Source organism: Phenylobacterium sp. (assembly GCF_030645195.1).
In the GTDB taxonomy this organism is placed as follows: domain Bacteria; phylum Pseudomonadota; class Alphaproteobacteria; order Caulobacterales; family Caulobacteraceae; genus Phenylobacterium.
This window is the reverse complement of sequence record NZ_JAUSLW010000212.1, coordinates 1-19,279: the sequence shown is the minus strand read 5'-3', so window position 1 is coordinate 19,279 and position 19,279 is coordinate 1. Positions and strand designations below refer to the sequence as shown.

At 68.7% G+C, this 19,279-nt stretch carries 25 protein-coding genes and 1 tRNA gene; 6 read left to right on the top strand and 20 right to left on the bottom strand.

Features of this window, described 5'->3' with window-relative positions; all coding sequences use genetic code 11:
* On the bottom strand, nucleotides 1-455 hold a 455-nt coding region (locus Q7T09_RS19540; RefSeq protein ID WP_304701873.1), incomplete at its 3' end, for an aminotransferase class I/II-fold pyridoxal phosphate-dependent enzyme.
* A 109-nt stretch (nucleotides 456-564) separates the two neighbouring features.
* Nucleotides 565-999: a hypothetical protein gene (locus tag Q7T09_RS19535; protein ID WP_304701872.1), complete on the bottom strand. Its 435-nt coding sequence runs from the start codon at nucleotides 997-999 to the stop codon at nucleotides 565-567.
* A gap of 111 nt (nucleotides 1,000-1,110) precedes the next feature.
* On the opposite strand from Q7T09_RS19535, the gene phaC reads away from it, so the two are divergent.
* On the top strand, nucleotides 1,111-3,144 hold the full coding sequence (gene phaC / locus Q7T09_RS19530; protein WP_370689294.1) for a class I poly(R)-hydroxyalkanoic acid synthase: 2,034 nt from the start codon (nucleotides 1,111-1,113) through the stop codon (nucleotides 3,142-3,144).
* Here the strand turns inward: phaC and Q7T09_RS19525 are convergent.
* The 9 genes from Q7T09_RS19525 to rplM all read right to left on the bottom strand — a co-directional run bounded on the left by Q7T09_RS19525 (nucleotide 3,141) and on the right by rplM (nucleotide 8,889).
* Nucleotides 3,141-3,719 (bottom strand): histidine phosphatase family protein, encoded by a 579-nt coding sequence (locus Q7T09_RS19525; protein WP_304701871.1) that lies wholly within the window; start codon nucleotides 3,717-3,719, stop codon nucleotides 3,141-3,143. The genes phaC and Q7T09_RS19525 overlap by 4 nt on opposite strands.
* Nucleotides 3,720-3,783: 64 nt before the next feature.
* Nucleotides 3,784-4,539, bottom strand: a complete 756-nt coding sequence (locus tag Q7T09_RS19520; RefSeq protein ID WP_304701870.1) for a YkgJ family cysteine cluster protein — start codon at nucleotides 4,537-4,539, stop codon at nucleotides 3,784-3,786.
* A gap of 9 nt (nucleotides 4,540-4,548) precedes the next feature.
* Nucleotides 4,549-4,860, bottom strand: coding sequence for a hypothetical protein (locus Q7T09_RS19515; RefSeq protein ID WP_304701869.1), 312 nt, complete (start codon nucleotides 4,858-4,860; stop codon nucleotides 4,549-4,551).
* 38 nt (nucleotides 4,861-4,898) lie between these two features.
* Nucleotides 4,899-5,198: a type VI secretion system tube protein Hcp gene (locus tag Q7T09_RS19510; protein ID WP_304701868.1), complete on the bottom strand. Its 300-nt coding sequence runs from the start codon at nucleotides 5,196-5,198 to the stop codon at nucleotides 4,899-4,901.
* A 45-nt stretch (nucleotides 5,199-5,243) separates the two neighbouring features.
* On the bottom strand, nucleotides 5,244-6,131 hold the full coding sequence (locus Q7T09_RS19505; RefSeq protein WP_304701867.1) for a CsgG/HfaB family protein: 888 nt from the start codon (nucleotides 6,129-6,131) through the stop codon (nucleotides 5,244-5,246).
* Between the two features lie 216 nt (nucleotides 6,132-6,347).
* Nucleotides 6,348-6,842 carry a peptide-methionine (R)-S-oxide reductase MsrB gene (gene msrB / locus Q7T09_RS19500; protein ID WP_304701866.1) on the bottom strand — a complete coding sequence of 165 codons (495 nt, stop codon included), beginning with the start codon at nucleotides 6,840-6,842 and terminating at the stop codon, nucleotides 6,348-6,350.
* A 54-nt stretch (nucleotides 6,843-6,896) separates the two neighbouring features.
* Nucleotides 6,897-7,844 carry an N-acetyl-gamma-glutamyl-phosphate reductase gene (argC, locus tag Q7T09_RS19495; RefSeq protein WP_304701865.1) on the bottom strand — a complete coding sequence of 316 codons (948 nt, stop codon included), beginning with the start codon at nucleotides 7,842-7,844 and terminating at the stop codon, nucleotides 6,897-6,899.
* A gap of 96 nt (nucleotides 7,845-7,940) precedes the next feature.
* Nucleotides 7,941-8,411, bottom strand: a complete 471-nt coding sequence (rpsI, locus tag Q7T09_RS19490; protein ID WP_304701864.1) for a 30S ribosomal protein S9 — start codon at nucleotides 8,409-8,411, stop codon at nucleotides 7,941-7,943.
* A gap of 4 nt (nucleotides 8,412-8,415) precedes the next feature.
* A complete protein-coding gene (gene rplM, locus Q7T09_RS19485; protein ID WP_304701863.1) occupies nucleotides 8,416-8,889 on the bottom strand; it encodes a 50S ribosomal protein L13 in 474 nt (157 codons plus the stop codon).
* A gap of 231 nt (nucleotides 8,890-9,120) precedes the next feature.
* On the opposite strand from rplM, the gene Q7T09_RS19480 reads away from it, so the two are divergent.
* Nucleotides 9,121-10,530 carry an alkaline phosphatase PhoX gene (locus tag Q7T09_RS19480; protein WP_304701862.1) on the top strand — a complete coding sequence of 470 codons (1,410 nt, stop codon included), beginning with the start codon at nucleotides 9,121-9,123 and terminating at the stop codon, nucleotides 10,528-10,530.
* Between the two features lie 53 nt (nucleotides 10,531-10,583).
* Here Q7T09_RS19480 and Q7T09_RS19475 read toward each other — a convergent pair whose 3' ends face one another.
* Complete coding sequence (locus tag Q7T09_RS19475; protein WP_304701861.1) at nucleotides 10,584-11,615, bottom strand: COX15/CtaA family protein; 1,032 nt, start codon at nucleotides 11,613-11,615, stop codon at nucleotides 10,584-10,586.
* A 137-nt stretch (nucleotides 11,616-11,752) separates the two neighbouring features.
* On the opposite strand from Q7T09_RS19475, the gene Q7T09_RS19470 reads away from it, so the two are divergent.
* Complete coding sequence (locus Q7T09_RS19470) at nucleotides 11,753-12,001, top strand: GlsB/YeaQ/YmgE family stress response membrane protein (protein ID WP_304701860.1); 249 nt, start codon at nucleotides 11,753-11,755, stop codon at nucleotides 11,999-12,001.
* 20 nt (nucleotides 12,002-12,021) lie between these two features.
* On the top strand, nucleotides 12,022-12,219 hold the full coding sequence (locus tag Q7T09_RS19465) for a DUF2842 domain-containing protein (protein ID WP_304701859.1): 198 nt from the start codon (nucleotides 12,022-12,024) through the stop codon (nucleotides 12,217-12,219).
* Nucleotides 12,220-12,264: 45 nt separating this feature from the next.
* Here Q7T09_RS19465 and Q7T09_RS19460 read toward each other — a convergent pair.
* A tRNA-Pro gene (locus tag Q7T09_RS19460) sits at nucleotides 12,265-12,341 on the bottom strand.
* Nucleotides 12,342-12,423: 82 nt separating this feature from the next.
* On the opposite strand from Q7T09_RS19460, the gene Q7T09_RS19455 reads away from it, so the two are divergent.
* Entirely contained in the window at nucleotides 12,424-12,909 is a 486-nt protein-coding gene (locus Q7T09_RS19455) for an SRPBCC family protein (protein WP_304701858.1), read from the top strand.
* Between the two features lie 100 nt (nucleotides 12,910-13,009).
* Here the strand turns inward: Q7T09_RS19455 and Q7T09_RS19450 are convergent, their stop codons facing one another.
* From Q7T09_RS19450 to Q7T09_RS19425, 6 genes are all read right to left on the bottom strand, one after another.
* Entirely contained in the window at nucleotides 13,010-13,435 is a 426-nt protein-coding gene (locus Q7T09_RS19450; protein WP_304701857.1) for a MerR family transcriptional regulator, read from the bottom strand.
* Nucleotides 13,436-13,447: 12 nt separating this feature from the next.
* Nucleotides 13,448-13,750 carry an integration host factor subunit alpha gene (locus Q7T09_RS19445; RefSeq protein WP_304701856.1) on the bottom strand — a complete coding sequence of 101 codons (303 nt, stop codon included), beginning with the start codon at nucleotides 13,748-13,750 and terminating at the stop codon, nucleotides 13,448-13,450.
* A 136-nt stretch (nucleotides 13,751-13,886) separates the two neighbouring features.
* Nucleotides 13,887-14,882, bottom strand: a complete 996-nt coding sequence (locus Q7T09_RS19440) for a beta-ketoacyl-ACP synthase III (protein WP_304701855.1) — start codon at nucleotides 14,880-14,882, stop codon at nucleotides 13,887-13,889.
* Nucleotides 14,860-15,924 (bottom strand): phosphate acyltransferase PlsX, encoded by a 1,065-nt coding sequence (gene plsX, locus Q7T09_RS19435; RefSeq protein ID WP_304701854.1) that lies wholly within the window; start codon nucleotides 15,922-15,924, stop codon nucleotides 14,860-14,862. The genes Q7T09_RS19440 and plsX overlap by 23 nt, the downstream gene beginning before the upstream one ends.
* An 85-nt stretch (nucleotides 15,925-16,009) precedes the next feature.
* The gene (locus Q7T09_RS19430; RefSeq protein ID WP_304701853.1) at nucleotides 16,010-16,540 is read right to left on the bottom strand and encodes a DUF177 domain-containing protein; all 531 of its coding nucleotides are present in this window, start codon (nucleotides 16,538-16,540) and stop codon (nucleotides 16,010-16,012) included.
* A complete protein-coding gene (locus Q7T09_RS19425; protein WP_304701852.1) occupies nucleotides 16,537-17,067 on the bottom strand; it encodes a ubiquinol-cytochrome C chaperone family protein in 531 nt (176 codons plus the stop codon). Before Q7T09_RS19425 ends, Q7T09_RS19430 begins: the two co-directional genes overlap by 4 nt.
* A gap of 105 nt (nucleotides 17,068-17,172) precedes the next feature.
* Here Q7T09_RS19425 and Q7T09_RS19420 point away from each other — a divergent pair, with 105 nt between their 5' ends.
* Entirely contained in the window at nucleotides 17,173-17,658 is a 486-nt protein-coding gene (locus Q7T09_RS19420; RefSeq protein ID WP_304701851.1) for an outer membrane protein assembly factor BamE, read from the top strand.
* 90 nt (nucleotides 17,659-17,748) lie between these two features.
* Here Q7T09_RS19420 and Q7T09_RS19415 read toward each other — a convergent pair.
* Nucleotides 17,749-19,279: sodium-translocating pyrophosphatase (locus Q7T09_RS19415; protein ID WP_304701850.1), on the bottom strand; the 1,531-nt coding region annotated here is incomplete at its 5' end.

Below are 19,279 nucleotides of genomic sequence, written 5' to 3'. Positions count from 1 at the left end.
TACTCCTCCGGCGACGGGGCCGGCACGTGGCGGATCACGCCACCGGCCATGATGAAGCCGTAGGCGTGGATCGGGTAGGCCGGGTTGGGGCAGAGAATCACATCGCCCGGGGCGGTGAGCGCCTGGGCCAGGTTGGCGAAGCCTTCCTTCGACCCCAGGGTGGCGATCACCTCGGTGTCGGGGTTCAGGGTCACGCCGAAGCGCTTCTTGTAGTAGCCCGCCATGGCGCGGCGCAGGCCGACGATGCCCTTGGAGGCGGAATAGCGCCCGGCCTTGGGGTCGCGGGCGGTCTCGATCAGCTTGTCGACGATGTGCTTGGGCGTCGGCATGTCGGGATTGCCCATGCCGAAGTCGATGATGTCGACACCCTGGGCGCGCAGACGCGCCTTGATGCGGTTCACCTCTTCGAAGACGTAGGGCGGAAGGCGTCGGATACGGTGGAATTCGGGGGTCATTTTGAGCTCGGGCCGCGTGCCTCGCGGCGGTAGGGAGCTGAAGTCGCACATGGCGGGTCCCCATCCGGGGTTCCGCCAAGCAGGTTCAAATTCATTCGCCTCCGCGGGCCTATCTGGGCGGCGGAGGCGGTGTAGCTCGCGCCCGCTGCGCCTTGGCGAAGGCTTCGGTGTCCGCCGTGGTCGAGGCGATCTCGCCCTCGGGACCGGCCATGTCGCGGGCGCGGCCGGCGAAGGCCTCGGTGCCGGTCAGGGTCCAGGTCGAAGGCGCGGTGTCGCGCGTCAGCTGGGCGCCGGCCACCTCCAGCTCGTCGGCCGCGCGGCCGAAGGCGGGCAAGGGGCGCACGTCGGCCGGAACCGGGGGGATGTCGGCGAAGGTCGGATAGGTGGTCCGCGCGCGGGCCGCGCTCGCCACCTGGGCGGCGATCGGCGAGGTCGGGTCGACCTTGGCGGTCACGAAGGGATTGGAGACGGCGCAACCGCCGAGCAGGCCCGCGACGCAGACACAGGCCAGCAGCCCGGTCCGAAAGGTTCCGGGGCGACTCATCACGAAAAGTCTAGGCGACGCGTTCATCTAGGCGCTGGTCTTATGCCATGATTGCTTCGGGCGAAAGAGCGCGAGCGCCGAGCCTGCAAGACAACCCGGGAGACGACGGTCATGAGCAAGCATCCGACCAAGACCAAGGGCCCCAAGGCCAAGTCGTCGGACAAGGCCAAGACCGCCAAGGTCGACGCCTCGCCCAAGAAATCCAAGACCAAGGCTGCCGAACCCAAGGCCAAGGCGCCCAAGCCCGCGCCGGAAACCCCCCGCGCCGAGGCGCCCCGCGTCGAGCCCCCTCGCGCCGAGCCACCGCGGCCCAGCCAGGCGGCGGCGGCGGCCTTCGGCGCCACCGTCGACTTTCCGCCCGCCAAGCTCAGCCCAGATCAGCGCGACATGATGGAGAAGCTGTCGGCGAACCTGGCCCGCGCGGCCCTCACCGCCCAGGGCGCGATCGCCGAGGCGGCGCTTCGCCAGGCCGAGCGGCCCGCCGCCCTGCAGCCCGACCCCTTCCACGTGGCCCCTGCCCTCACCGACGTCATGGGCCGGCTGGCCTCCCAGCCCGACCGCCTGGTCCGCGCCCAGGCCGACCTGTTCCAGCGCTATCTGGAACTCTGGCAGTCGGCCGCCCGCCGCGCCTCGGGTGAGGCCGTCGATCCCGTCGTCACGCCGGCCAAGGGGGACAAGCGCTTCAACGACCCGGACTGGAACGACAATCCGGTCTTCGACGTGATCAAGCAGTCCTACCTGGTGACTTCCAACTGGCTGAACGCCCTGGTTTCCGAGGTCGAGGGCGTCGATCCGATGAGCAAGCGCCGGGTCGAGTTCTTCATGAAGATGCTCACCGACGCCTTCTCGCCGTCGAACTTCCTGGTCTCCAATCCCGCCGCCCTGCGCGAGGCCATGTCGACGCAAGGCGAGAGCCTGCTGCAGGGCATGGAGAACTTCGCCGCCGACCTGACCCGCGGCGGCGGCCAGCTGGCCATCAGCCAGACCGACTACGACATGTTCAAGATCGGCGAGAACGTCGCCACCGCCCCGGGCAAGGTGGTGTTCCAGAACCAGGTGCTGCAGCTGCTGCAGTTCAACCCGACGACGGAACAGGTCTTCGAGATCCCGCTGGTGATCTTCCCGCCCTGGATCAACAAGTTCTACATCCTGGACCTGCGCCCCGAGAACTCGATGATCCGCTGGCTCACCGACCAGGGGATCACCGTCTTCGTCGCCTCCTGGGTCAATCCGGACGTGGAGATGGCCGCCAAGACCTTCGAAGACTACATGCAGCAGGGCATCTATGAGGGCACCGCGGCGGCCATGAAGCAGGCCGGCGTGACCCAGGTGAACACCGTCGGCTACTGCATCGGCGGCACCCTGCTGTCGGCCACCCTGGCCCACATGGCGGCCAAGGGGGACAAGCGGATCGCCTCGGCCACCTTCTTCGCCGCCCAGCAGGACTTCGCCGAGGCCGGAGACCTGTTGCTGTTCACCAACGAGGACTGGCTGGGGACCCTGGAGAAGAAGATGGACGCCGCCGGCGGGGTCCTCTCGGGCCAGACCATGGCCGAGACCTTCAATTCCCTGCGGGCCAACGACCTGATCTGGTCGTTCTTCGTGAACAACTACCTGATGGGCAAGGAGCCCAAGCCCTTCGACCTGCTGTTCTGGAACTCCGACCAGACCCGCATGCCCAAGGCCCTGCACCTGTTCTACCTACGCAAATTCTACGGCGAGAACGCCCTGGCGAATGGCAGCCTGGTGATGGACAACATCAAGCTCGACCTGTCGAAGGTGAAGACCCCGGTCTATGTCCAGTCGTCCAAGGAAGACCACATCGCCCCGGCCCGCTCGGTCTATCGCGGCGCCAAGCTGTTCGGCGGGCCGGTGACCTTCACCCTGGCGGGCTCGGGCCACATCGCCGGCGTCATCAACGCGCCGGTCGCCAACAAGTACCAGTTCTGGTCCAACCCCGAGCTGCCGGCCACCGTCGAGCAGTGGATGGAGAAGGCCAAGGAGACCCCCGGCTCCTGGTGGCCCCACTGGGCGGCCTGGCTGAAGGCCAAGTCCGGCGGCATGGTCCCGGCCCGCGACCCCGCCAAGGGCCCGTTGAAGCCGCTGGAAGATGCGCCGGGATCGTATGTGAAGGTGAAGTCTTAGTCCGGTAGGCTCGACCAGCCGCCAAGTAGGCGGAAGTTCGCCCGGTCGATCTCGATCCAGCACCCGCCGCCGGGGTGCTGCGGTTTGTCCTGCTCGCCAATGGCCACCCCCTGCAGGTGGGCCATCAGCAGTTCGCCGACCCCGCCATGGGCCACCACCACGAGGTCGCCGCGGGTGGGCTCGTCGCGGGCCAGGCGGCGCATGGCGGTGACGATGCGGTCCTGCGCGTGGCGGGCGGTCTCCCAGCCGCGCACGCTCTCGTCGGGCTTGCCGAAGAACTGCGCCACCACCTCCCAGAACTCCGGTGGGGCGATGTAGCCGGTGGCCGAGCGGTCATTCTCGCCGAGGTCCGGATCGATCCGGTGCGGAACGCCGAGGCGCGCGGAGATGATGGCGCCGCCGTCCAGGGCCTTCTGCTCGACGCTGGACCAGACCGCCGTGACGCTTCCGCCCGCCAGGCGCTCGGCGAACAGGCCCGCGCGACGGCGGCCCTCCTCGGTCAGCGGCCAGTGGGGCACGGGGACGGCGGGGTCGATAACCACCTGCGGGTGGGTCAGGTAATAGATGCGCGGCACGGGACGCCTCGGGATCACGATGAGCCGTCGACACTATCGGAGCGCGCGCCGGACGCCACGCCCATCAGAGCCCGCGCAGCAGTTCGCCCAGCAGCTCCGGCCCCGGCAGCTCGCGCGCCGACGGCCCGGCCCGGTCCTCCAGGGTCAGGGCCAGGACCAGGGGCGACCAGCCGATCACCGCCTCGGCCTTGAGCAGGGCCCGGGAGGGATCGCCGTCGAGGGGCAGGAGATCGATGGTGGTCGGCGTGGGCGCGGCGCAGGCCGCGGCCGGCGAGGTCACCAGATACTCGCGGCAGGAGGTCGGCCGGTCGGGGTGGATGGAGCAGGACTCGTCCTCGAGGAACGGGCAGGCCAGGCCCAGCCAGAAATAATCCATGCCCAGGCCGCGCAGATCTCCCTCGTCGCTGAGGCGGTCCAGCAGCCCCGCCTCGGCCAGGGCGCCCAGCACCGCGTCGAAGCGGGCGCGCACCTGCGCCTGGCGCGGCTGCGGCATGGCGGCCACCAGATGGGCCAGGGCCAGGGCCTCCGAGGCCGAGACGGGCACCAGCTGGCGACAACAGGCGCCGCATCCGGCCTTGCAGGACAGAGTCTCGCCCGACGCCGTGGCGCGCGCGATGGCGCGGTCGCCCATGAGGTCGCTGAGGCCATGGAAGATCGGCAGCAGGTCCTCGATGGAGGCCGGGCCGGCCGGAACGGTGAGCTCGAAGTCCACCGCCTCGCCCCCCAGCACCAGGGTCACGCGGCCCGTGCTCAGAGCGCCCTGGGCGGGGTCGCCGGCGGAGAGCCGGACCGGCTCCGACCTGGCCGCGTCAGAGGCCACGGGTCGAGGTCATCGCCCGCCGGGGCCGGTCTTGACCGGCGTCTGGCATTGGGCGGCGCCGTCCTTCACCACCACCTCCCCGCCGCCCGCCTTGCAGGCCTGGCGCGTCTGGACGTTGTCGATCTTGAGGTAATCGACGTTGAACTTGGCGAAGTTCAGGCTCACGCCGGCCTTCTCGGTCTTCATGTAAAGGTCCTGAGACGTCTTGCCGGCGGGGGCAGGCTGCGGAACCTTGACCGCATCCGCCGCGTGACCAGCGACCACCATGACGCCGAGATCGAAGGCGATCGCGCCGGCCAGGATGAGAGGTGTCTTGCGCATGGCTTGAACCTTTTCGAAACGGGGCCCGGGAAGCGGAATCACTTGGCCGGGGCGGTCTTGGCGGGAATCTGACATTCCTGGCCTCCGGCCACGTCGACCACCTTGCCGAGCTTGAGGATGCAGCCCTTGGCGGTATGGGAGCCGTTGATGCTGTAGGAACTGATGAGTGCGTCGGTCAGCTTGATCTTCAGGTACTCCTGCGAGCTGCCGCCCGCCTTGCGGACCGTGGTGGCGGGAGCGTCCGGCCCCTTGGGGACCTCGGCGGCCTGACCCGAAACGACCATCAGGCCGAGGTCGAAGGCGATGGCGCCGGCCAGGATGAGGGGTGTCTTGCGCATGGGATCGTCCTTTGTGCTTCTGTGCAGGTCGTCGCAAGGCGGCCCTTAGTTCAATCTCAGCACGTCGCCGCGGGCCGGCGGCCCGCCGCTGGTGACCACGGCGGTGGAGATCTTGTCGCGCACGCTGTCGACCTGGATCACCCCGATGGGCTCCATCTCCACGTCCAGCACCACCCCGGTGGAGGGATCGGTGAGCACCTTGCCCTTGCGATAGACGTGCAGGGCCGTGCCCGACTGGACGTTGCGGTCGGCGCCGGCGTTCACATAGATCTTGCCGCTGCTGGCCTCGATCACCAGGGCCGACCAGGGCACGTCGCGCATGCTGGCGGCGATCAGTTCGACGGCCTTGGCGATGGCGTCCTCACCGGCCTGACCGATGGGCGAGGCCTTGAAGCGGCCGCCGGTGGCCGAGGCGCCGGTGCGGGAGTCCACCAGGGTGGCGTCCACGCCCGAGGACTTGGCGAAACCCTGGGCCTTGGAGGTGGAGATCACCTGACCCGTGGCGCTGTCCACCAGGCGCAGGGAGATCTCCATCACCGACTTCTGGGAACGCACCCCGGCCCGGGCCGCGAACAGCGATCCCATGGGCAGGCCGCCGATCCCCAGGCTGGAGCCCCCGGCGGCCGGTTCGTACTTGGTCACCGCCGCGCGCACGACGGCGCTGGCGGCGAGCGGAGCGACAGTGTCGGCGCCGCCCACAGGCTCGACCACCACGAAGCGGCCGTCGCGGCTCAGGGCGTCGGTGAGCATGGCGGTCATGCCCTCGGCCGTCACCGTGCCGCCAACCGCTTCGGCGGCCTGGAACTTGTCCACCGAGACGGTCTTCTTCAGGCCGTCATAGGGATTGGAGGTCTGGGCGAGGGCCGGTCCGGCGATGGCGGCGAAGGTCAGGCTGGCGGCGAGCGCCAGGCCGTTCAAATCACGATAGCGCATGCGCCTGGGCCCCCCGGGCCTTCGCCATTTGCTTGCGCTATCCGTCGGCGGAGGGGCCGAGGTGACCCCGGCGTAGGGATCTTGGAAGCGTGCGGCCGGTCAAAGGAAGCTGCACTACTGGCCGCACCGCGAGCCATGTCAATGGTCGCCGAACCGCGTCGCGGCGGCCCCGCAATCCCTGGATGTGGAAGCTCTCGCGGCGGGCCGCCTTGGGGTTCAGGCCGGGACGAACCGCAGGGCGACGCCGTTGTTGCAGTAGCGCAGGCCGGTGGGGCGCGGGCCGTCATTGAAGACGTGGCCCTGGTGACCCAGGCACTGGGCGCAGTGGTACTCGGTGCGCAGGACCCCGATGGCGAAGTCGGGCTTCTTGATCAGGCCGCCGCCGATGGAGGTGAAGAAGGAGGGCCAGCCGGTGCCGCTCTCGTACTTCGCCGTGCTCTTGAACAGGGCCCAGCCGCAGCCGGCGCAGACGAAGGTCCCGTTGCGGTGCTCCTTCAGCAGCGGGCTGGTTCCCGGCCGCTCGGTGTCCTCATGGCGCAGGACGCGATAGGCGTCGCCGAGCAGCCGCGCCTTCCACTGGGCGTCGGTGAGCTTCTTCCACTTCGGATCCAGCGCGGCCGGTAGGGCGGCCAGGGCCGAGCCAGCGGGGGCGAGCGCCAGGGCCACGGCGGAGGTGGTGAGGAAGCGGCGGCGGTCGAGGGTCTGGGTCATGTCAGGTCATACGTGGGTGAGAGCCCGAAGGTTTCACCCTGCCCTCGCCCGACCTCAGAGTCCCGCCGCCTCGTCCAGACCCAGCATGAGGTTCATGTTCTGCACGCAGGCGCCCGAGGCGCCCTTGCCCAGATTGTCCAGCAGGGCCACCAGCCGCGCCTGGCCCTCCGCCTCGTTGCCGAACACGAAGAGCTTCATGCGGTTGGTGCCGTTCAGGCCCTCGGGATCGAGGGTCTTGACGGCCTGCGCCTCCTCCAGCGAGGCGACCTCGACGAACTGCTCCCCCTGATAGCGCTCGGCCAGGGCCGCCTGCACGGCCGCGAGCGTCGGCTTCTTCGGCAACGACCAGAGGTGCAGCGGGATCTCGACGATCATGCCCTGGTGATAGCGGCCCACGGCGGGGGTGAAGATCGGCTTGTGAACCAGGCCGCCGCGGTCGGCGATCTCCGGCGCGTGCTTGTGGGAGAGGCCCGTCGCATAGATGCGGTAGGCGACGGTGGTGTAGTCGGCCGCGCTCTCGTCCTCGAACTCGGCGATCATCTGCCGCCCGCCCCCCGAATAGCCGGAGACCGCGTTGATGGTCACCGGCTGCTCGGCCGGCAGCAGGCCGGCGTCCACCAGGGGCCGGATCAGGGCGATGGCGCCGGTGGAATAGCAGCCGGGGTTCGACACCCGCTTGGAGCCCGCGATCTTCTCCCGCTGGCCGAGGATGGCCTCAGGGAAGCCGAAGGCCCAGTCCGGGGCCACCCGGTGGGCGGTGGAGGGGTCGATCACCCGCACGGCGGGATTGGTGATCAGGCTGACCGCCTCAATGGCCGCCTCGTCGGGCAGGCAGAGGATCACCACGTCGGCGCCATTCAGCAGCTCGGCGCGGGCGGCCACGTCCTTGCGCTTGGCCGGGTCGATGGAGAGCAGTTGCAGGTCGGTGCGGGCCAGCAGCCGCTCGCGGATCTGCAGGCCCGTGGTGCCGGCCTCGCCGTCGATGAATACCGTGTGGGTCATGGCTTGCTCCTGATCGAGCCGAATTCCAGATAGCAGAAGGGGCGCCCCGGTTTCCCGAAGCGCCCCTTTGCATAACGCGAGTGAACGCGCGCGGGTTTAGCGCTTCGAGAACTGGAAGCTGCGTCGCGCCTTCGCCTTGCCGTACTTCTTCCGCTCGACCACGCGGCTGTCGCGGGTCAGGAAGCCGTGCGGCTTGAGCACCGGGCGCAGGCCCGGCTCATAGTAGGTGAGCGCCTTGGACAGGCCGTGGCGGATCGCGCCAGCCTGGCCCGACAGGCCGGAGCCTTGCACCGAGACGACGACGTCGAACTGGCCGACCCGGTCGGTGACCTGGAAGGGCTGGGCGATCATCATGCGCAGCACGGGACGGGCGAAATAGATTTCCTGGTCGCGGCCGTTGATCGTGACCACACCCTTGCCGGGCTTGATCCAGACCTTGGCGATCGCGTTCTTCCGCTTGCCGGTGGCGTAGGCGCGGCCGAACTTGTCGATCTTTTGCACGGCCGGCTCGGCGGCCGGTTGCGAGGAGAGGCTTTGCAGGGCCTCGAAGCCTTGGGGTTCGGACATCTGCTTACGCGCTCCGCACGTTCTTGGCGTTCATCTCTTTGAACGCGATGGTCTCGGGGGCTTGCGCCTCATGCGGATGCTCGGGCGAATTGTAGAGGCGCAGATGGGTCATCTGGGCGCGCGCCAGGGGGCTTTCCTTGGGCAGCATGCGCTCGACAGCCTTTTCCAGGATGCGTTCCGGGAACTTGCCGTCCAGGATCTGGCCGGCGCTGCGCTGCTTGATGCCGCCGGGGTGACCGGTGTGGCGGTAGTAGATCTTGTCGGTCAGCTTCTTGCCGGTGAACTTCACCTTGTCGGCGTTGATCACGACGACATAGTCGCCGCAGTCGACGTGCGGGGTGTAGTCGGGGCGGTGCTTGCCGCGAAGACGCATGGCGATGAACGAGGCGAGACGGCCGACGACGGCGTTCTCGGCATCGATCACGATCCACTTCTTCGTGACGTCGGCGGGCTTCAGAGAAGCCGTCGTCTTCATCATGGGAACGGGTCCGTAATAGAGGTGGGACCAGGAGATCCCGACGAAAGAGGCGCGCTGATACGTCGGCTGGCCCGGCCTGTCAACAGTTCCGATCGGCCAAACGGCGGAAATCCTTACGCTATAAGGGTTTCCGCGAATGGGTATCTGAATACCGCGTCAAACGAACGTCATGCGATTATGGTGAAACCTCGCTAGCGGCCGCCACGCCCGGCGCCGAGTCCGGGATGCCCCATGTTCACGTCGCGACGTCAGCTCATCCGCGCCACCGCGGCCACCCTCGCCTTCTCCGGCTTTTCCCGGTTCGCCGCCGCCCAGGAGGCGGAGGTTGGGGGCTATCGGAGCGAGGTGGCCGGCTACGGCCCCCTGCGCCGCGACCCGGCGGGGCTCTTCGACCTGCCCGAGGGCTTCTCCTACACCGTGGTCTCCAGGGCCGGCGATCCGATGAGCGACGGGCTTGTGACGCCCGGCAAGATGGACGGCATGGGCTGCTTCGCCTTGGACAACGACCGCGTGGCCCTGGTGCGCAACCATGAGATCAAGCCCTCGGACAGCCGCATCACCGCCTTCGGCCCCGGCCGCGCCCTGGCGGGCAAGGTCGCCGCCGACCGCGTCTATGACCGGGGCGACGACGGTATGCCCTTCGGCGGCGGGACCACCACCCTGGTCTACGACCTGCGCAGGAAGACCCTGGAGCGGGCCCACCTCAGCCTGGCCGGAACCTCCACCAACTGCGCGGGTGGGATCACGCCCTGGGGCTCGTGGCTCTCCTGCGAGGAGACCACCCAGAACAAGGGCCAGGAAGCCCAGAAGGACCACGGCTGGGTCTTCGAGGTCCCCTCGCGCGGCAAGGGCCTGGCCGATCCGACCCCCATCGAGGCCATGGGCCGCTTCCGTCACGAGGCCGCCGCCGTCGATCCGCGCACCGGGGTCGTCTACATGACCGAGGACATGGGCGACGGGTTCGGCCTCTTCTACCGCTACCTGCCCAATGACCGCACCAGACTGCTGGCCGGGGGCAAGCTCCAGGCCCTGTGCCTGCCCGAGGGCGCCGACGGCGATCCCCGCAACTGGGAGACTCCCTACTGGGCGGTCGGCGACTCCCGGGCCGTCCACTGGGTCGACCTGGACGGCGTCGACAACCCTTACGAGGACCTGCGCTATCGCGGCCACGCCAAGGGGGCGGCCTGGTTCGCTCGCGGCGAGGGCGTCTTCTACGGCCAGGGGGAGATCTATTTCGCCTGCACCAGCGGCGGCCCGGCCGGGGGCGGCCAGGTGATGCGCTATGTCCCCAGCTCGCGGGAGGGCCAGGCCGGCGAGACCGGCGGCCGCCTGGAGCTCTTTTCCCAGCCCACCGACATCGCCGTCATGGAGATGTGCGACAACATCGCCGTGGCGCCCTGGGGCCACCTCTTCGCCTGCGAGGACAAGATCGGCGGGATCAACTTCCTGCGCGCCATCACGCCCCAGGGGAAGATCTACACCCTGGGCCGCAACGCCGCCCTGCTGGGGGGCGACACCGCCACCAACGCCGAACTGGCGGGCGTCTGTTTCTCGCCGGACGGCACGACGATGTTCGTCAACATCTACTGGCCGGGCATGACGCTGGCCGTCACCGGCCCGTGGGCGAGTTTCAAAGCGTGACAGCCTGAAGTGGATGGCGGTTCAGGCGTCCGTCACGCGACCCAGTATCGACTCTAGGGCCGCCGCACCCGCCAGGCGAACGCGGTGGCGAAGGCCAGGAGCAGGGCCGCGGTGACCTGGTGCAGCAGGCCAAGCCAGAGGGGGACGCCGGCCATCAAGGTGGCGACGCCCAGCCCGGCCTGGACCAGGACCGTTCCGCCCAGGACCAGGGCCAGGGCCTTGGCCTCGCCGGGCAGATAGCGGGAGCGCTGGGCGGCCACCGCGGCGGCCAGGGTGACGATCAGCAGCAGATAGGCCATCAGCCGGTGATGCAGCTGCACCGCCGCCTGGCTGTGGGCCAGGGTCGCCCAGAGGCTCTGCCCCGCGTAGTCCTTGGGGAACAGGGCGCCGTTCATCAGCGGCCAGTCGTTATAGACCAGCCCCGCGTCGTTGCCGGCGACCAGCGCCCCCAGCAGGATCTGGGCATAGATCAGACCCGCCAGGCCGAAGGCGCGCAGGTTCCAGGGGCTGGGCACGGTCTGGCGCGGTGCGCCGGTCCAGGCGTCGAGCGCGGTCCAGACCAGGCCCGCCAGCAGGGCGAAGGCCAGGCCCAGGTGCAGGGTCAGGCGCTCGGGCGCCACAGAGACCCGATCCGAGAGGCCGCTGGCCACCATCCACCAGCCCACCAGGCCCTGCAGGCCGCCGAGGCCAAACAGCACCGCGCAGCGCCAGATCAGCCGCTTGGGGATCTGACGGCGGATCAGGAAATAGGCGAAGGGAATGGCGAAGGCGGCGCCCACCAGTCGGCCCAGCAGCCGGTGGCTCCACTCCCACCAATAGATGGCCTTGAAGGCCTCCAGGCTCATGCCCGAATTTAGCTGCTGGTACTGGGGAATCTCGCGGTAGCGCGCGAACTCCGCGTTCCAGTCGCCGGCCGACATCGGCGGTAGGGCGCCGGCGACCGGCTTCCACTGGGTGATGGAGAGACCTGAGTCCGTCAGGCGCGTGGCTCCGCCCACCACAACCATGGCCAGGACCAGGAGGGCGACGGCGAAGAGCCAGATGGCGACCGGCCGCGACCGATCCGAGCGGAGAAAAGACGTCATGGGGGGTGACTAAGAGCCTTTCGAGGCGTTCCTGGGGCGACCCTTACCTTGAGACCCCGCCGCGCGTCCACGCTTGCGCGCGTCATCCGAACCGGGGATGGTCAAAGCAAGCCAGACGGGGGCGTTGAGGCGAATTCATGGACGGCGTCGGGCTGTTTGGCGAGATCCTGATCGGGATGCTGGCGGGATGGATCGCCGCGCTCTCGCTCGGCCGCCGCCACAGCCTGTTCGTCTATATGGCCGTGGGCCTGGTGGGCGCCATGCTGGGCCGGGTGATCGCCGGAGGGCTCGAGATCCGCCTGGTGGGCTTCGTGGGCAGCCTGATCGCCGCCACCGTGGGCTCGATCCTGTTCCTCGCCCCCTTCGCCATCTTTCGCCGCCGCTAGCCGCGCCCTATACCGGCGCCATGAGCGCACGTGTCCGGAAGTTCGTCGGCGGGATCGGCATCCTGGTTTTCCTCGCCGCCTATATCTGGGGGATGAGCACGCTCAGCGAGTACGTGCCCGACCACTGGGCCCTGAAGCTCGCCTTCTTCGCCGTGGCCGGCATCGGCTGGGGCGTGCCCATCCTGCCGCTGCTGTCCTGGATGAACCGGGGCCGCTAAACGAAAAGGGCGCCCTCTTGCGAGAGCGCCCCTTCGGCCTTCCGATGGTCGGAGCGACAGGATTCGAACCTGCGACCCCTTGACCCCCAGTCAAGTGCGCTACCAGGCTGCGCCACGCTCCGACATCGGCAAGGCGGCCCTTCTAACCTCTTGCGGCGCATGGGCAAGCTGAATTTCCGGGGCAGGCGAACATAGGAGCCGACCGTGGCGCAGCTTGTCGAACCCGTGGAACTGACGGTCACCGTCGCGCCCCTGCCGGACCGCGCCTTCGACCTGTTCCTGGCCCGGTTCGGCGACTGGTGGCCGCCCGAATACACCTATTGCGGCCAGGGCGGCCTGACCCCGGCCTTCATCGGCATCGGCGAAGCCGAGGGCGCGATGTGCTCGGAGATCGGACCGCACGGTTTCCGCGTCGACTGGGGCCGCACCCTCACCTTCCACCCGGGTCGCCACCTGGTCTTTCTGTGGCAGATCGGCCCGGACTCCACGCCGCAGCCCAATCCGGACCTGGCCAGTATCGTCGAGCTGCGGTTCGCGCAGGCCGGCGAGGCCACCGGCGTCACCCTCACCCACCGCGCCTTCGAGCGGCATGGCGAGGGGGCGGCCGACTATCGGGCGGAGATGGCCGGCGACTACGGCTGGCCGCTGCTGCTGGAACGGTACCGAGCCTTCGTGGCGGAGAACCCCTAGAGCTGTTCCCGTTTCGAATGAATCGAAACGGGGCTCTAGAGTCCTTGCTTGGTCGCTCTTCCTGATCGCCTGAATTGATCCAAGTCAGGCGGGAAACGCTCTAGCGCTTCAACAGCGCGTCCAGGCGTCGCTTGGCGGCCTGGAGGTCGTCGAGGGCGAAGACCAGGCGTTCGCGACCATCGGAACCCAGGTGAGCGCTGGAGAGGCCCAGGATCGGCCCCTCGTCACGGGCGGGAGCCGGCGGCGGCGCGCCCTCCCCGTTGGCGGCGGCCAGCAGGCGCTTGAGGCCCTGTTCCTTGTGCAGGCGCTGGACGCCCTTGATCGTGTAGCCGTCGTCGTGGAGCAGGGTCTTGACCCCGCGCAGCACCGCGATGTCCTGCGGACGATAGAAGCGGCGACCGCCCGCCCGCTTCATCGGACGGATGAAGGAGAACTTGGTCTCCCAGAATCTCAGCACATGCTGGGGCACGCCCAGCTCGTCGGCCGCTTCCGAAATGGTGCGAAAGGCGTCCGGGCCCTTGGCCACAGGGGCGCCTGGCTACTTTCCGAGGGCGCGGTCTACTCGCGCCTTCATGACCTGCGAGGCGCGGAAGCCGATCACGCGGCGCGGCTCGATGGCCGCGGGCTCGCCGGTCTTGGGATTGCGCCCCATGCGAGCGCGCTTGGCGCGGACCTGGAAGACGCCGAAGCCCGAGAGCTTGACCTGTTCGCCACGCTCCAGCGCCTGGGAGGCCAGTTCCAGCGTGCGTTCCACGAGTTCGGAACAGTCCTGGCGGGTCAGGCCCACCTCCTCGTGAACCGCCTCGCACAGGTCGGCTCGCGTCACCGTCGCGCCCTTCATACTCGCCCCTGCCCCCTACTGAACCACCACCGACGAGACGCAATCGCGGAAAACGTCGGAGAACCGTCATGACCTGATTGTCGCATCAGGTCAAAGACTTCAAGGCGTAGATTGGGGAATCAGCTGAGGCTTTCGCCTACAGGCGCACCACGCAGGCGCCCCAGGTCAGGCCGCCGCCCATGGCCTCCATCAGCAGAAGCTGGCCCGGCTTGATGCGGCCGTCTGCCACCCCCTCGGCCAGGGCCAGCGGGATGGAGGCGGCCGAGGTGTTGGCGTGCTTGGCCACCGTGGAGATGACCTTCTTGTCGTCAATGCCCAGGCGGCGGGCGACCCCCTCCAGGATGCGCTGGTTGGCCTGGTGGGGGATGAACCAGTCGACCTCGGAGACCTCGATGCCCGCATCGGCGGCCGCGGCCACCACGGCCTCGGAGATGTTGACCACAGCGTGGCGGAAGACCTGGTTGCCCTGCATCCGCAGGTGACCGATCTGGCCGGTGGTGGAGACCCCGCCATCGACATAGAGCAGGTCCTGCTTGGTCCCGTCGGCGCGCAGGGCGAAGCCCAGCAGGCCGCGGTCGGCGGTGCCGCCGTCGCCCTCCCCCGGCTCCAGCACCACGGCGCCGGCCCCGTCGCCGAACAGCACGCAGGTGCCGCGGTCGGTCCAGTCCATCAGCCGGGTCATGGTCTCGGCCCCGATGACCAGGGCGCACTTCGACCGCCCCCGGGCCACGAAGCCGTCGGCGTTGGCCAGGGCGAAGACGAAGCCCGAGCACACCGCCTGGACGTCGAAGGCGATCCCCACCGGGCAGCCCAGCTTGCGCTGGACGATGGTGGCCACGGCCGGGAAGGTCAGGTCGGGTGTGGTGGTGCCCACGATGATCAGGTCGACGTCGGCCGGCGTCTTGCCGGCGGCGGCAAGCGCCCTCTTCGCGGCTTCCACCGCGAGATCGGACACCGGCTGGTCCGGCGCGGCGCGGTGGCGCTGGCGGATGCCGGTGCGCTCGATGATCCACTCATCGCTGGTGTCGACGACCTTCGAGAGATCGGCATTGGTGACGATCTCGTCGGGCAGATAGCCCCCGACCCCGGTCACGACGCTACGCAGGACTCTAGTCAACTGTTGCGGCTCCATCGACGGCCGGCGCGCTCGACTCGGCCACGGCGGCGGTGAGCCGCGTCATATTCTTTTCGACCTCGGTGGCGAAGTCGCTTTGCGAAAGGCTGGCGGCCATGGCGATGGCGTCGGCGAAATCCTGGGCCTTGGCGCCCCCATGGGACTTCACCACCACGCCATTGAGGCCCAAGAGGGGCGCCGCGCGCGGTGGGTTCAGCTTCCGTCCGAACCGCCGCAGGCCGGCCCGCGCCAGCAGGGCGCCGGCGGTGGTGATCAGGGAGCTGGTGAGGGCGGCCCGCAGCTCGGCCTCCACATAGCGTCCAGTGCCCTCGGCGGCCTTGAGCATGATGTTGCCGGTGAATCCGTCGGTGACCGCCACGTCGACGGTGTTCTTCGACAGGTCGTCGCCCTCGATGAAGCCGCGATAGTCCAGGTCGAACTTGCCCGAGCGCAGGATGGCGTGCGCCAGGCGCACCTCCTCGTGGCCCTTCACATCCTCGGACCCGACATTGATCAGGCCCACCGTGGGCTTGGCCACCCCGTGGAAGGCGCGGTGGAAGGCCTCGCCCATGATGGCGAACTCCACCAGCCGCTCGGCGTCGCAGTCGATGTTGGCGCCCACGTCCAGCACGGTGGTCAGGCCCTTGGCGCCCGGCCAGCTGGCCACCAGGCAGGGGCGGTCGACGTCGACGCTCATGCGCAGGATCAGCTTGGAGATGGCCATCAGGCCGCCGGTGTTGCCCGCGGAGACCGCGGCCACGGCCTCGCCGGTCTTCACGGCTTCGACGGCGTTCCACATGGAACTGCCCTTGCCCCGGCGCAGGGCCACGGCGGGCTTTTCGTCCGAGGCGATGACCTTGTCGGTGTGGCGGATCTCGACCTGGGAGGCCAGGCCCGGATGGCGCGCCAGCTCGGACGCCAGGGTGGCCTCGTCGCCGTGCGCCAGGAACCGGGTGGTGGGGGCCATCGCCTTGGCGGCGAGCGCCAGGGCGGGCACGGTCACGGAAGGTCCGTGGTCGCCGCCCATCGCGTCTATGGAAATGACCAGTGTTCGGGTCAAAACGTTGCGTCCAGCCCCCTATTGCGAGCGCGCCGGGACGATACAGCCCAGGCCGGGCGATGCAAACCGCCCAGGGCGAGCGGCCTCATTCGCCCTCGCCCTTGAGCTTCTTGAGCGCGGCGAAGGGCGACAGGTCGGTGGTGTCCGGGACGTAGTCGAAGGTCGCCCCGGGCTTACGGGGAAAGGGATCCATCTCCAGGGCCAGCTGCTCGATGAGGTAGGCCGACAGGTCGATCTCCTCGTCGGCCAGCACGTCCGGCGGATCGGGTTCGTCGGGATCGAACTCCAGTTCGACGGTGGCGGCCTCCGACTCAGCCGGAGCGTTGGGGCTGCCGGCCGGGACGACGCGGAACTCGATGTCGGCGCTGAGCGCCTGCTCGAAGGGCTCCAGGCTGACCCCGCAGATCTGCTCCACCACGGCGTCGAACTGGCCGAGGATCTCCGCCCCGTCCAGCCAGGGATGGACCGTGATGTCGGCGGTCAGGGCCGGCAGGCTTTCCAGCCCCACCTCCCTGGCGATCAGGGCGCGGGTCTCGGCGTCGGGCTCCAGGCGCAGCTTCACCGGCCCCTTGGAGAGCTCGCCCAGGCGAATCGTCTGTCTCCAGGCGCGTTTCATGCGGGGCTCCAGACGGCGTAGCCGGCCAGCAGGGCCTCCAGCGGCTGGGCCGCCAGTCCCGCGCGCTGGGCGATCACATAGTCGGCCAGCCTCGGCAGGGCGGCCGATTCGGCCTCGGCATAGACAGTGCGGGTCAGCAGGGCGTTCAGCGCGCTGGTGTCGGGCAGCGATTCGAAGGCGATCTCATAGGACTTCACCCGGCCGTAGAAGGCCTCCCCCAGCTTGCGCATCTTCTTGCCCACCGAGAGATCGCCGACCCCCATCTCGCGCAGGGCGTCGTCGAGGGAGGCGACATAGGTGTCGAACAGGGCCTGGGAGGTGTCGCTGGCCTGCGGCCCCTGGCGGCGCAGGCGATCCAGCAGCAGAAAGACGTGCAGGGTGTAGATCTCGAAGCGTCCCTCGACGGTGTCGGGCGCGCCCAGCGCCTCGTACAGGGCCGGCGTCCGGGCCTGTTTCACCACGCCGGCATAGAGGGCGCGGCCCGCGACGAGGGTCGGCTTGGGGCGGAACAAACGGTCCAGAAGCATCTTGGCCTCGATTTCGCCCAAAGGGGGCCTTAAGGGCGGCATTGCAGTAAGGGGCCGCGAGCGATAGGTCAAAGCCCAGGAAAATTGAACGGGTGTGGTCCGCACATGTTTCGCAGTGTCGCTTTCGCCGCTATCGCCGCCGGCCTGATGGCCACGGCCGGTTGCGCGCCGATCACCACCTACTCCGGATTCCAGGCGATCGACGCCAATCCGAAGGACGTCAAGGTGGGGACTGACACCAAGTCGGTGGTCCGCGGACGGCTGGGATCGCCCTCGGCCACCTCGACCTTCGACCCCAACGTCTGGTTCTATATCGACCAGGTCAAGGAGACCGTGGCCTTCCGCATGCCGAAGACCACCCGCCGGGACGTCACCGCCATCGCCTTCAACAAGGACACCGAGCTGGTGGAAAGCGTCAGCCAGTACAGCCTGAAGGACGGCAAGGTCATCGCCTTCAACGGCCGTGAGACCCCGACCCGGGGCCGCGAGCTGACCATCTTGGAGCAGCTGATCGGCACCGTCGGCCGCGGCACCATGATGCCCAACCAGGACGAAGGCGTCCCCGGCAGCCGCCCCGGCGACCGCCGCTAAGCAGTCGCCGCATCATCATCGCAAGAAAAACGCCCCGGAGATCGCTCTCCGGGGCGTCTTCATGTCCGCCTCAGGAGATCGGCGTACCGATCAGTGAGCCGCCAAGACCGCCAGCAGCAGCAGGGCGACGATGTTGGTGATCTTGATCATCGGGTTCACCGCGGGACCCGAGGTGTCCTTGTAGGGGTCGCCGACGGTGTCGCCGGTCACGGCGGCCTTATGAGCCTCCGAACCCTTGCCGTGCAGGACGCCGTCGGAGTCGGTGAAGCCTTCTTCGATCACCTTCTTGGCGTTGTCCCATGCGCCGCCGCCCGAGGTCATCGAGATGGCGACGAACAGGCCGGTGACGATCACGCCCATCAGCATCGCGCCGACGCAGGCGAAGGCGTCGACCTTGCCGGCGATGGCGTTGATGACGAAGAACAGCACGATCGGCGAGGCCACCGGCAACAGCGACGGCACGATCATCTCGCGAATCGCGGCCTTGGTCAGGATGTCGACGGCGCGGCCGTATTCGGGCTTCACCTCGCCGGTCATGATCCCCGGATTTTCGCGGAACTGGCGGCGCACCTCGACCACGACCGATTGCGCAGCGCGACCGACGGCGGTCATCGACATGCCGCCGAACAGGAACGGCAGCAGGCCGCCGAACAGCAGGCCGACCACGACGTACGGGTTGGAGAGATCGAAGGCCACCGCGCCCAGGCCGTCGAAGAACGAGCCGGGTTGGGCGTTGGCCGCGAAGTACTTCAGATCTTCCGTATAGGCCGCGAACAGCACCAGGGCGCCGAGACCGGCCGAACCGATCGCATAGCCCTTGGTGACCGCCTTGGTGGTGTTGCCGACGGCGTCGAGCGCGTCGGTGGTGACGCGCACTTCCGGGGGCAGGCCGGCCATTTCGGCGATGCCGCCAGCGTTGTCGGTGACCGGACCGAAGGCGTCCAGGGCGACGACGAAGCCCGCCAGGGACAGCATGGCGGTGGTGGCGATGGCGATGCCGAACAGGCCCGCCAGGTTATAGGTGACGATGATGCCGACGATGATCACCAGCGCCGGGGCCGCGGTGGCCTCGAGGCTCATGGCCAGGCCTTGGATCACGTTGGTGCCGTGGCCGGAGACCGAGGCCTGGGCCACGGACTTCACGGGGCGGAAGTTGGTGCCCGTATAGTACTCGGTGATCATCACGATCAGCGCGGTGATCACCAGGCCCGCCATGGAGCAATAGAACAGCGACAGGGCGTCGAAGGTCTTCTCGAGCGGGGTGCCGGCGTTCACCGTCAGGGGTTCGGTCACCAGCGAGGGGATCAGGAACCAGAGCGCGATGGCCGAGAGCACGCCGGTGACGATGAGGCCCTGGTAGAGGGCGCCCATGATCGAGCCCGACTTGCCCAGGCGAACGGCGAAGGTGCCGATGATCGAGGTGATGATGCAGACGCCGCAGATGGCCAGCGGCAGCAGCATGATGTTCGGCAGCAGCGCCGAGCCGCCGAAGAAGATGGCGGCCAGGACCATGGTCGCGACGGTGGTCACCGCATAGGTCTCGAACAGGTCGGCGGCCATGCCGGCGCAGTCGCCGACATTGTCGCCCACATTGTCGGCGATGGTGGCGGCGTTGCGCGGG

What these genes read in the sequence shown, in the direction of transcription:
- Q7T09_RS19535 (WP_304701872.1), bottom strand. Translation starts at nt 999, where the DNA reads ATGAGTCGCCCCGGAACCTTTCGGACCGGGCTGCTGGCCTGTGTCTGC.
- phaC (WP_370689294.1), top strand. Translation starts at nt 1,111, where the DNA reads ATGAGCAAGCATCCGACCAAGACCAAGGGCCCCAAGGCCAAGTCGTCG.
- Q7T09_RS19515 (WP_304701869.1), bottom strand. Translation starts at nt 4,860, where the DNA reads ATGCGCAAGACACCTCTCATCCTGGCCGGCGCGATCGCCTTCGATCTC.
- Q7T09_RS19510 (WP_304701868.1), bottom strand. Translation starts at nt 5,198, where the DNA reads ATGCGCAAGACACCCCTCATCCTGGCCGGCGCCATCGCCTTCGACCTC.
- Q7T09_RS19505 (WP_304701867.1), bottom strand. Translation starts at nt 6,131, where the DNA reads ATGCGCTATCGTGATTTGAACGGCCTGGCGCTCGCCGCCAGCCTGACC.
- msrB (WP_304701866.1), bottom strand. Translation starts at nt 6,842, where the DNA reads ATGACCCAGACCCTCGACCGCCGCCGCTTCCTCACCACCTCCGCCGTG.
- argC (WP_304701865.1), bottom strand. Translation starts at nt 7,844, where the DNA reads ATGACCCACACGGTATTCATCGACGGCGAGGCCGGCACCACGGGCCTG.
- rpsI (WP_304701864.1), bottom strand. Translation starts at nt 8,411, where the DNA reads ATGTCCGAACCCCAAGGCTTCGAGGCCCTGCAAAGCCTCTCCTCGCAA.
- rplM (WP_304701863.1), bottom strand. Translation starts at nt 8,889, where the DNA reads ATGATGAAGACGACGGCTTCTCTGAAGCCCGCCGACGTCACGAAGAAG.
- Q7T09_RS19480 (WP_304701862.1), top strand. Translation starts at nt 9,121, where the DNA reads ATGTTCACGTCGCGACGTCAGCTCATCCGCGCCACCGCGGCCACCCTC.
- Q7T09_RS19475 (WP_304701861.1), bottom strand. Translation starts at nt 11,615, where the DNA reads ATGACGTCTTTTCTCCGCTCGGATCGGTCGCGGCCGGTCGCCATCTGG.
- Q7T09_RS19470 (WP_304701860.1), top strand. Translation starts at nt 11,753, where the DNA reads ATGGACGGCGTCGGGCTGTTTGGCGAGATCCTGATCGGGATGCTGGCG.
- Q7T09_RS19465 (WP_304701859.1), top strand. Translation starts at nt 12,022, where the DNA reads ATGAGCGCACGTGTCCGGAAGTTCGTCGGCGGGATCGGCATCCTGGTT.
- Q7T09_RS19445 (WP_304701856.1), bottom strand. Translation starts at nt 13,750, where the DNA reads ATGAAGGGCGCGACGGTGACGCGAGCCGACCTGTGCGAGGCGGTTCAC.
- Q7T09_RS19440 (WP_304701855.1), bottom strand. Translation starts at nt 14,882, where the DNA reads ATGGAGCCGCAACAGTTGACTAGAGTCCTGCGTAGCGTCGTGACCGGG.
- Q7T09_RS19430 (WP_304701853.1), bottom strand. Translation starts at nt 16,540, where the DNA reads ATGAAACGCGCCTGGAGACAGACGATTCGCCTGGGCGAGCTCTCCAAG.
- Q7T09_RS19425 (WP_304701852.1), bottom strand. Translation starts at nt 17,067, where the DNA reads ATGCTTCTGGACCGTTTGTTCCGCCCCAAGCCGACCCTCGTCGCGGGC.
- Q7T09_RS19420 (WP_304701851.1), top strand. Translation starts at nt 17,173, where the DNA reads ATGTTTCGCAGTGTCGCTTTCGCCGCTATCGCCGCCGGCCTGATGGCC.